The following is a 10,473-nucleotide window of genomic DNA, read 5'->3' as shown; positions in this document are numbered from 1 at the left end:
GATGGTACTGCATCCGGGAGGATGTGGGAGAGTAGGACGCCGCCGGACAACCATTCAAGGGAGGCCCCGCACTGTATGTGCGGGGCCTCCTTGCTTTAACCATGTCGGCTACTCTGGTGTGGCCGATCGGCAGCCCTGCCCTATTCCGGGTTGCGGTCGCACCTGAAGGAAAGAGGATCCTGGATGTCTGAGAACGAGGAACGCCCCGGTTCAGCCGGCCGCGACCGGAAGCAGACCGGTGGACAGACCGGGCGGGGGTCCCGCGGCGGCCCCCGGAACGATCGCCGTTCCTATGACTCCCGCGGCCAGTCTGGGCGTGCCGGAACGGGCCGGGACTCCGGTCGATACGGTTCCGAGCGCGGAGGCTCGTCGTCCGCTCGTCGTGATGCCGGCGAGGGGCGACCCGCTCGGTCTGACGGCGGGGGTTACCGTCGGGAGGACGGTCCGCGCCGTGAGGACCGGCCCCGCTCCGGTGACCGCAGCGTCAGCGGGTACCGTCGGGACGACCGTGAGGGCCGTCAGGAACGGCCTCGGCGGGAGAGCGGGTACCAGCGGGACGACCGCGGTGAGCGCGGGGATCGTCCTCGCCGGGACACCCGGGACAGCGGATACCGCCGGGACGAGCGGAGTGACCGTGGTGATCGCCCGGGCCGGGACAACCGTGAGGGTGGCTACCGCCGGGACGACCGAGGTGACCGCGGGGATCGCCCGCGCCGTGAGGGTGGGTACCAGCGGGACGACCGGGGCGCGCGTGGGGAACGACCGCGTCGGGACGACCGTGAGGGCGGTTACCGCCGGGATGACCGCGGTGAGCGGGGCCCTCGTCCGCGCCGGGACAATCCAGGCGGTGGCTACCGCCGAGACGATCGGGGTGACCGGAGTGATCGCCCTCGCCGTGAGGGTGGGTACCAGCGGGACGACCGTGGCGAGCGGGGAGATCGTCCCCGTCGTGATCACCGGGACGGATACGACCGCTTCCGGGAGGATCAGCGCGGTGGGCGCCCCGGAGCGGATCGCGGCCGGGGTGCCGGCCCGGACCGTCGCGGGTTCCGCGACCGGGGCGACAGCGCGCCCGATCACAACCCCAGCGACCTGCGCAGTGCCAACCGCCCCGACCGTGCCAAGTCCCCGGAGATCGACGAGGACGTCACCGGCAGGGAGCTGGATCGCGCGACCAGCCGGGAACTCGACTCGCTGGACGAGCGCAATCGTCCCTGGGTGGCCAAGCACCTGGTCATGGCCGGCCGGCTGCTCGAGATCGATCCCCAGTTGTCGTTCGAGCACGCCCTGGCGGCCAGCCGCCGAGGCGGCCGACTCGGCTGCGTCCGCGAGGCCGTCGGGCTGACGGCCTACGCCGCGGGGCAGTATGCCGAGGCGTTGCGCGAGTTCCGGACCTATCGCCGCATCACCGGTGACCACACCCACCTCCCCGAGATGGTGGACAGCGAACGTGCCCTCGGTCGTCATTCCAAGGCACTGGAGCTGGCCGGCGAGGTGGACCTGGGAACCCTCGACCGCGCCGTCCGCGTGGAACTCGTCATGGTGCTGTCCGGCGTCCACCGCGACCTCGGGGACGTCGATTCCGCACTGAAGGTGTTGCAGGTCCCCGAGCTCGACCGGAACCGCGGGTTCTCCTTCAGTCCCCGACTGTTCCGGGCCTATGCCGATGCCCTCGAGGAGGCCGGGCGAGGCGGTGAGGCGAAGGACTGGCGCCACCAGGCGCGGGTCGCGGAGCGGGCCCTCGGGATCGGAGAGTTCTCGGACCCGGAGATCGTGGACTTCGGGGTGGAGGAGGACGTGCGACCGGAGCGTCGTCCCCGGGCCCGTGACCTGGTCCCACCCGGGAGCACCGGAGAGGAGACGGAGGGCGATGCGGCCACGCCCGCTCCGGCCGCCGCGGGCTCCGAGGACGGCCAGCCCGATGATGACCATCCCGGGAGGGACCGCGCCGTCGCTGACGACCTGGCGGAGGAGGGACTCGTCGTCGTGGATTCCCGCGAGGACGCGTCCGAGGGTGCCGCGCCGTGGGAGGACGCGCCGGACGATCATCCGGGACAGCGTCCGGACTCTGCGTCCCGCCCCGACCGGGACCCGCAGGGCGACTGATCCGTGGCTGCACGCTTCTTCGACGGGCACGACGTCCTGCTGTGCGACCTGGATGGCGTCGTCTACGCGGGTGAGCACGCTATCGACGGCGCCGTGGAGACCCTCCGGGAGCTCGACGCACTGGATGTCCCGGTCGCCTACGTGACCAACAACGCCTCGCGTTCGCCCGAGTCCGTGGCCGAGCACCTCAACTCGTTCGGACTGTCGGTGGCGGGTGAGCAGGTGCTCGGTTCCGCCGCCGCCGGTGTGGCCCTGCTGGGCGAGGAGCTCGAGGGCCGGACCACCCGGGTCCTGGTCGTCGGCTCCGACCACCTGCGCGACCTCGTGTCCGGGGCAGGTCACGAGGTCGCCGAATCGGCCGCCGAGGACCCCGAGGCGGTGATCCAGGGGTTCGACCCCTCGGTCGGCTGGAAGGACCTGGCCCAGGCGGCCTTCGCGATCCGGTCCGGTGCCCGCTGGGTGGCGACCAACACCGACCTGACGATTCCCCGCGCCGAGGGGATCGCCCCCGGCAACGGCGCCCTGGTCGAGGCGGTGGCCCGCGCGACCGGTACCGTCCCGGTCGCTGCGGGCAAGCCGGAGCCGGTGTTGTTCCGGCTGGCCGCCGAGCGACTGGGCGGTCGTCGTCCGCTCGTCGTCGGTGACCGTCTCGACACGGACATCCTCGGCGGGAACCGTGCGGGATTCGACACCGCGCTGGTGCTCACGGGCGTCGATGACCACGACACGACGCGGGCAGCGCCCTGCGACCACCAGCCGACGTGGGTCCTGGACGGCCTGCCCGCCCTGCTGCAGGCGCCCCCGGAACGGTGGTCCGCGGCTACGGGGACGGACCGGTGAGCGCGGGGTGGCCCGAGCCCACCGGTGATCCCGCGGCCGACGCCATCGTGTCCGGCCTGGACGGGGCCGACGCACTGAGCCCGGGGGACGAGGTCGAGGCCTACCGGACGGCACTGGATGCCCTGTCCCGCCTCCTCGAGGAACAGCCTCGGTTGCCGGGGACGCCGTGAGCCGCTCGGGAGCTGCGACGGCCGGTGCTGAACGGCTGGACGTCGCCCTGACCCGTCGCGGGCTCGCCCGGTCCCGCAGTGAGGCCGCGGGGATGGTGAGCGCCGGGGAGGTGACCGTGAACGGCGCCCCGGCCACCAAGCCGTCGCAGAAGTGCGGCCCGGACGACGTGCTGGCGCTGTCCGCACGGGGTCCGCGCTACGCCTCCCGGGCGGGGCACAAGCTGGCCGGGGCGCTGGAGGTGTTCGCCGGCGTCGTCCCCGCCGGTCTGCGCTGCCTGGACGCCGGGGCCTCCACCGGGGGATTCACCGACGTCCTGCTGCGCGCGGGCGCCACCAGGGTGGTCGCGGTCGACGTGGGCCACGGACAGCTCGTGGACGAGCTGCGCCTCGATCCGCGTGTCGAGGTCCACGAGGGCCTCAACATCCGGGACCTGACCCCGGAGCGGATCGGCGGGACCGTGGACCTGGTGGTCTCCGACCTCTCCTTCATCTCGCTGCGCCTGGTCATGGCGCCGCTGGCCGCGGCGTGCCGGCCCGGTGCCGACCTGGTCCTGATGGTCAAGCCCCAGTTCGAGGTGGGCCGGGAGGCCTTGCCGCGCACCGGCGTCGTGGTGGACCCCCGGGCCCGTCGCCGTGCCGTCGCCGGGGTGGTCGACGCCGCCCTCGAGGCCGGGCTGGAGCCACGGGGACTCGCCCGGTCGCCGCTGCCCGGGCAGGACGGCAATGCCGAGTTCTTCCTGTGGCTGCGCCGGGGTGCCCCCGGCACCCCGGACGGCACGGACGGCGCACCGGATCCCGCGCCCGGTGGGGACTGGTGGTCCCGGCAGGTCGTGGACTGGGGCTGACCGGGCCGGATGCAGGGCCCGCCCGGTCCATCCACACCGCGGACGTCTCGCGTCCGGCCGGCCACGGAGCGTGGGTATCCTTGTGCCCATGGCTCGCCGAATCCTCGTCCTCGCCCACACCGGCCGTGAGGACGCCATCCGCGCCGCCCTCCGCACGTGTGCGAGCCTCCAGGAGTCCGGGCTGGTCCCGGTCCTGCTCGAGGGCGATGCCATCGCCATCCGCGAGGCCATCCACTCGGACGTGGTGCCGCCGTTGGCGACCCGCCCCGAGACGCTGGGGGTGGACTGCGACCTGACCGACATCCATCTCGGCGTGGTCCTCGGCGGTGACGGGTCCGTCCTGCGCGCCGCCGAACTGGTCCGTGAGGCCGGTGTTCCCCTGCTGGCCGTCAACCTGGGGCATGTGGGGTTCCTGGCCGAGTCCGAGCGCACCGACCTCACCCGCACGGTCGAGGCGGTCGTGGACGAGGACTACACCGTCGAGGAACGGATGACGATCGACGTCCGCGTCTTCGAGAACGACGTCCTGGTCGCCCGGACCTGGGCTCTGAACGAGGCGAGCGTGGAGAAGTCCAACCGCGAACGCATGCTCGAGGTCATCACCGCGGTGGACGGCCGCCCCATCTCCACCTATGGCTGCGACGGTATCGTGATGGCCACCCCCACCGGCTCCACCGCGTACGCCTTCTCCGCGGGCGGCCCGGTCGTCTGGCCCGAGGTGCGCGCCATGCTCATGGTCCCGATCAGCGCCCACGCCCTGTTCGCCCGTCCGCTCGTGGTCTCCCCGGACTCGGTCCTGACCGTGGAGGTGCTCCCGCGCACGAATGAACCCGGCGTCCTGTGGTGCGACGGCCGGCGGACCGTCGACCTGCCGCTGGGGGCCCGGATCGAGGTCACCCGCTCGGAACACCCCGTCCGGATCGCCCGGTTGTCCCGCACCCCGTTCTCCGAGCGCCTCGTGCGCAAGTTCAACCTGCCCACCAAGGGCTGGCGCGGGCCGGTCACCGAACAGGACCGGGAGGAGGTGGCGGCCCGCGAGGCGCGCTACGCCGCCCGGCACACCGACGCCAAGGTACCCGGCTCGCCCGGCGTCTCCGTGGTCGAGCCGCACCACCTGGCACCGCGTCCCGGAGTGGTCCCACCGGCCACGGCCGCCATCCCGGTGGTCGTGCGCGAGGACGAGAAGCTGCCCCTGGCCCGATCCAGCACCACCCCGGCAGAGGCCCGTGAGGACCGAAAGCCCGGAGGCGGCCGGCCATGATCGAGTACCTGTCCATCGACTCCCTGGGTGTCATCGGCGACGCCACCGTGGACCTGGACCCCGGGTTCACCGTGGTCACCGGTGAGACGGGAGCCGGCAAGACCATGGTCGTGACCGCCCTGAACCTGTTGCTCGGGGCGCGCGCCGACGCCGGGGCCGTGCGCCACGGCGCCTCCCACGCCACGGTCGAGGCGGGGTTCCGGCTGGCAGCCGGGAACGCCGCCGTCGGGCTCGCCGAGGAGGCCGGGGCGGTCCTGGACGAGGTCGACGACGAGGGTCACGACGGCGATGCCCCGGGCCGCGGGCCGGGGAACCGCTCGTTGGTGGTCACCCGATCGGTGGGCGCGGCCGGGGGGTCCTCGCGGTCCCGCGCCTCGGCGGGCGGGCGCGGCGTGCCGGTGGCGCTCCTCGGGGAGATCGGCGGACACCTCGTGGCGGTGCACGGACAGACGGACCAGTTGCGGCTGAAGTCCGCGACGGCCCAGCGCCACGCGCTGGACGCCTTCGCCGGGGAGGAGCTGGCCACCGCGCTGGCGGCCTACCGGCGGGACTTCGACACCTGGCGTGCCGCCCGCGCCGAGCTGGCCGAGATCACGCTGCACGAGCAGGACCGCGCCCGCGAGGCCGAGAACCTGCAGCGTGCGCTCGAGGAGATCGACGAGGCCGACGTGACGCCGGGCGAGGACGAGGAGGTGCGCGTCCGGATCCAGCGGCTGGAGAACGTCGAGGAGCTGCGGGCGGCGTCCCTGGGCGCCCACGCCCACCTGGCCGGTGCCGACGTGGCGGAGGCGGTGGACGTCCCGGCCGCGGAGGCCCTCGTGGAGGCGGCGCGCCAGGCCCTGCTGCAGGCACCCGGCCAGGACGCCGAGCTGACCGGGCTGGCCGCACGGCTGGCCGAGGTGGGCATCGTACTGGCGGACGTCTCGGCCGACCTGGCCGGGTACGCGGCCCGCCTGGACGACGACGCCGCGTCCGACCTCGACGCGGCGCAGTCCCGGCTGGCGGAACTGACCCGGCTGATGCGGCTGTACGGCCCGGAACTGGCCGACGTGCTCGACTGGGCGCGGTCCCACCGCGCCCGGCTCGACGAGCTGCAGGGCGACTCGGGCCGCATCGTGGAGCTCACCGAGCAGTGCGAACGGCTCGAGGCGGCCGTCCTGGCCGGGGCGGCAGAGCTCACCCGGTTGCGCACCGCGGCAGCGCAGGACCTCTCCGGACAGGTCACCGAGGAGCTGCACGCGCTGTCCATGCCGGACGCCACGTTCCATGCCTCGGTCACCGGTGGCGGTGAACCGGGCCCCCACGGTGCCGACGACGTCGCGCTGCTGCTGCAGCCCCACGCCGGTTCCGCCCCGCGTCCCCTGGGCAAGGGCGCCTCCGGCGGTGAGCTCTCGCGCGTGATGCTGGCGCTGGAGGTGGTCCTGGCCGCCACGGACCCGGTGCCCACGTTCGTGTTCGACGAGGTGGACGCGGGCGTCGGCGGAGAGGCCGCCGTGCAGATCGGCCGGCGGCTGGCCCGGCTGGCCCAGCACGTCCAGGTCATCGTGGTCACCCACCTGCCCCAGGTGGCGGCCTTCGCCGACCGCCACCTGAAGGTGACCAAGGACTCGGACAGCGACGCCGGCTTCACCACCTCCGACGTCCAGACCCTGGAGGGCGAGGACCGGGTGGAGGAACTGGCGCGGATGCTCGCCGGACGGGCGGGATCCGGGTCCGCACGGGACCACGCCCGGGAACTGCTCGAGGCCTCGCACGCCTGAGCCCCCGCGGCGGTCCCGCAGGGCACCGGCCCCGGGCCGGCGGCGGGGAACCGGTGTGGTGCTACGATCGAACTCCGTGGTGCAAAGAACCTCTCGATTCCTGAAAACGCCCAACGCGACCCGCCAGATCTTCGTGACCGGCGGGGTCGCCTCATCGCTCGGGAAGGGACTGACGGCGTCCTCCCTGGGCCACCTGCTCAAGGCGCGCGGACTGTCCGTGACCATGCAGAAGCTGGATCCCTACCTGAACGTGGATCCCGGCACCATGAACCCCTTCCAGCACGGCGAGGTCTTCGTCACGGAGGACGGTGCCGAGACGGACCTGGACATCGGCCACTACGAGCGGTTCCTGGACGAGGACCTCGACGGGCTGAACAACGTGACCACCGGCCAGGTGTACTCCACGGTCATCGAGAAGGAGCGCCGCGGCGACTACCTCGGTGACACCGTCCAGGTCATCCCGCACATCACGGACGAGATCAAGCGCCGCATGCGCCTGCCCGCCACGTGGGGCGGCAGTGAGGACCGCAAGGACCACCGCACCGCCGGCCGGACCGCACCGGACGTGATCATCACGGAGATCGGGGGCACGGTCGGGGACATCGAGTCCCAGCCGTTCCTCGAGGCCGCCCGGCAGGTCCGCCAGGACATCGGGCGGGACAACGTGTTCTTCGTGCACGTCTCCCTGGTGCCCTACATCGGCCCGTCCCAGGAACTGAAGACCAAGCCGACGCAGCACTCGGTGGCCACCCTGCGCTCCATCGGCATCCAGCCGGACGCCATCGTCATCCGCTCGGACCGTGAGGTCCCCCAGGACGTGCGGGACAAGATCGGCCGGATGTGCGACGTGGACAACGACGCCGTGATCAACTGCGCCGACGCCCCCTCGATCTACGACATCCCCAAGATCATCCACGCCCAGGGGCTGGACGCCTACGTGGTCCAGGCGCTGGACCTGAAGTTCAAGGACGTGGACTGGTCCACCTGGGACCGGCTCATCGAGGTGGTCCACCACCCGGCCCACGAGGTCGAGGTGGCGCTGGTGGGCAAGTACATCGACCTGCCGGACTCCTACCTGTCCGTCACGGAGGCCCTTCGGGCCGGCGGTTTCGGCAACGACGCCCGGGTCACGATCCGCTGGGTCGCCTCGGACGAGTGCTCCACCGAGGCCGGTGCCGAACGCGCCCTGGCCGGAGTCGACGCGATCTGCGTGCCGGGTGGCTTCGGCGTGCGTGGCCTCGACGGCAAGATCGGTGCCCTGCGCCACGCCCGCGAACGGGGCGTCCCCGCCCTCGGGCTGTGCCTGGGCCTGCAGACGATGGTCATGGAGTACGCCCGCAACGTCCTCGGGATGGAGGGCGCCTCCTCCACCGAGTTCGAGCCGGACACCGCGTTCCCCGTCATCGCCACCATGGCCGAGCAGGAACACATCGTCTCCGGCGGCGGGGACCTCGGTGGCACCATGCGCCTGGGGTCCTACCCTGCGGCCCTGAGAGAGGGCTCGGTGGTCGCCGCGGCCTACGGCACCACGGAGGTGACGGAGCGGCACCGCCACCGCTACGAGGTCAACAACGCCTACCGCGAACAGCTCGAGGAAGCCGGACTGGTCGTCTCGGGCACCTCCCCGGACGGCACCCTCGTGGAGTTCGTGGAGCTGCCGCGACAGGCCCACCCGTTCTACGTGTCCACCCAGGCCCACCCCGAGTTCAAGTCCCGCCCCACGGACCCGCACCCGCTGTTCCAGGGGTTGGTGGCCGCGGGCCTGGAGCACCAGCGGGCCGGGAGGACGGGCTGATCCGCATGGCGTACATCCCCCACGACGGCGGCCCGCTGGCCGACCTGCCCGCGGCCCGCACCGCGGAGGAGACCGAGAGGGCGTTCGCGGGCAAGGTCTGGGACGTCGCCCGGGAGTCGTTCCGCATGCATGAGGGCGAGGAACCTCTGGTGCGGGAGTTCATCCGCCACCCGGGCGCGGTGGCGATCGTCGCCCTCGACGACCGGGACCGGGTGCGGATGATCCGGCAGTATCGGCATCCCGTCGGCCAGGAGCTCTGGGAGGTCCCCGCCGGCCTGCTGGACGTGGCCGGCGAGCCGATGCTCGCCGCCGCCCAGCGGGAGCTGGCCGAGGAGGCCGACCTGCGGGCCGGCCGCTGGGACGTGCTCGTGGACTTCTACACCACGCCGGGGTCCTCCTCCGAGGGGATCCGGGTGTTCCTGGCCCGGGGACTGAGCGAGGTCCCGGAGGACCAGCGACACGAGCGGACGGGGGAGGAGGCCGGCATGCCGCTGGCCTGGGTGCCCGTGGACGAGGCCGTGGAGGCCGTGCTCTCCGGCCGGCTGCGCAACCCCTCGACCGCGATCGGCCTGCTGGCCCTGCGGGTGCACGCCGCGCAGGGGTTCTCCGGGCTGCGCCCGGCAGACGCGCCGTGGCAGGTCACCACGACCTCAGCCTCCGTCCCCGGCCAGTGACCGACGAGGAGCTCCCGCGGTCCCTGGTCCGGCCGGCGGAGGCCTACCTGGACCACCTGGCCGTGGAGCGGGGGATGTCCGCGAACACGCTGGGCGCGTATCGGCGGGACGTCACGCGGTACCTGCGCTGGCTCGTGGCCGAAGGCGTGGTGGAGCCTCAGGACGTCACCCGGCGGCACGTCACCGGATTCCTCCAGGCCCTGGGCACCGGTGCCGACGGCGGCCACCCCCTGGCCCCGCGGTCCGCGGCGCGCACCATCGTGGCGGTGCGAGGCATGCACCGATTCTGGACGCTCGAACACCTCACGGAGACGGACCCCGCCCGGGAGGTCACCCCACCACGACCGGCCCGGGAACTGCCGAAGGCCATCCGCGTGGACCAGGTGACGGCCCTGCTCGAGGCGGTGCCCACGGACACGCCCGCAGGACTGCGGGACCGCGCGCTGCTCGAGTTCCTCTACGCCACCGGCGCCCGGATCTCCGAGGCGGTCGGGCTGGACGTGGACGACGTCGTCGGCGCGGTCCGCGGCCCGACCGGTGCCGGTCCGGACGCCGGTGCGGACCCGTCCGGCGACCGGGGCGAGGGGGACGAGGAGTCCGGACCCGCCGTCGTGCGGCTGTTCGGCAAGGGTTCCAAGGAGCGGATCGTGCCGCTGGGCTCCTACGCCGCCGCGGCGATCGAGGCCTGGCTGGTGCGCGGCCGCCCGGTGCTGGCCTCCCAGTCGGGCACCGGGGGACCGGCCCTGTTCCTGAACCAGCGGGGCGGCCGGCTGTCCCGGCAGTCCGCCTGGACGATCCTGAAGAAGGCGGCCGAGCGCGCGGGCATCGGGACCGAGGTCTCCCCGCACACCCTGCGCCACTCCTTCGCCACCCACCTGCTCGAGGGCGGGGCGGACGTCCGCGTGGTGCAGGAACTGCTCGGCCACGCCTCGGTGACCACGACGCAGGTCTACACCCTCGTCACGGCGGACACCCTGCGGGAGGTCTATGCCGCCGCGCACCCCCGCGCCCGGGCCTAGGGC

General features: G+C 73.2%; 9 protein-coding genes. All 9 read left to right on the top strand.

Features of this window, described 5'->3' with window-relative positions; translation table 11 throughout:
* The first annotated feature begins 1,218 nt into the window (after positions 1-1,218).
* The 9 genes from Q0283_RS09630 to xerD all read left to right on the top strand — a co-directional run bounded on the left by Q0283_RS09630 (position 1,219) and on the right by xerD (position 10,470).
* A complete protein-coding gene (locus tag Q0283_RS09630) occupies positions 1,219-2,106 on the top strand; it encodes a hypothetical protein (protein WP_183526755.1) in 888 nt (295 codons plus the stop codon).
* 3 nt (positions 2,107-2,109) lie between these two features.
* Positions 2,110-2,946 (top strand): HAD-IIA family hydrolase, encoded by an 837-nt coding sequence (locus Q0283_RS09625; protein ID WP_183526753.1) that lies wholly within the window; start codon positions 2,110-2,112, stop codon positions 2,944-2,946.
* Positions 2,943-3,116 (top strand): hypothetical protein, encoded by a 174-nt coding sequence (locus Q0283_RS09620; protein ID WP_183526739.1) that lies wholly within the window; start codon positions 2,943-2,945, stop codon positions 3,114-3,116. Before Q0283_RS09625 ends, Q0283_RS09620 begins: the two co-directional genes overlap by 4 nt.
* Complete coding sequence (locus Q0283_RS09615) at positions 3,113-3,961, top strand: TlyA family RNA methyltransferase (protein ID WP_298044358.1); 849 nt, start codon at positions 3,113-3,115, stop codon at positions 3,959-3,961. The genes Q0283_RS09620 and Q0283_RS09615 overlap by 4 nt, the downstream gene beginning before the upstream one ends.
* Before the next feature lie 88 nt (positions 3,962-4,049).
* Complete coding sequence (locus tag Q0283_RS09610; RefSeq protein WP_298044357.1) at positions 4,050-5,222, top strand: NAD kinase; 1,173 nt, start codon at positions 4,050-4,052, stop codon at positions 5,220-5,222.
* Complete coding sequence (gene recN, locus Q0283_RS09605; protein ID WP_298044356.1) at positions 5,219-6,982, top strand: DNA repair protein RecN; 1,764 nt, start codon at positions 5,219-5,221, stop codon at positions 6,980-6,982. The genes Q0283_RS09610 and recN overlap by 4 nt, the downstream gene beginning before the upstream one ends.
* 58 nt (positions 6,983-7,040) lie before the next feature.
* Complete coding sequence (locus tag Q0283_RS09600) at positions 7,041-8,777, top strand: CTP synthase (RefSeq protein WP_298044354.1); 1,737 nt, start codon at positions 7,041-7,043, stop codon at positions 8,775-8,777.
* Between the two features lie 5 nt (positions 8,778-8,782).
* On the top strand, positions 8,783-9,451 hold the full coding sequence (locus tag Q0283_RS09595) for an NUDIX hydrolase (protein WP_183526705.1): 669 nt from the start codon (positions 8,783-8,785) through the stop codon (positions 9,449-9,451).
* On the top strand, positions 9,448-10,470 hold the full coding sequence (xerD, locus tag Q0283_RS09590; RefSeq protein ID WP_298044351.1) for a site-specific tyrosine recombinase XerD: 1,023 nt from the start codon (positions 9,448-9,450) through the stop codon (positions 10,468-10,470). The genes Q0283_RS09595 and xerD overlap by 4 nt, the downstream gene beginning before the upstream one ends.
* Positions 10,471-10,473: the final 3 nt, after the last annotated feature.

This window comes from uncultured Citricoccus sp., from assembly GCF_937871995.1.
In the GTDB taxonomy this organism is placed as follows: Bacteria; Actinomycetota; Actinomycetes; order Actinomycetales; family Micrococcaceae; genus Citricoccus.
Note: the sequence above shows the minus strand (reverse complement) of the source record. Positions and strands in the feature narration are given on the sequence as shown.

Coding starts and splice junctions, on each gene's coding strand:
- Q0283_RS09610 (WP_298044357.1), top strand. CDS start 4,050: ATGGCTCGCCGAATCCTCGTCCTCGCCCACACCGGCCGTGAGGACGCC.
- recN (WP_298044356.1), top strand. CDS start 5,219: ATGATCGAGTACCTGTCCATCGACTCCCTGGGTGTCATCGGCGACGCC.
- Q0283_RS09595 (WP_183526705.1), top strand. CDS start 8,783: ATGGCGTACATCCCCCACGACGGCGGCCCGCTGGCCGACCTGCCCGCG.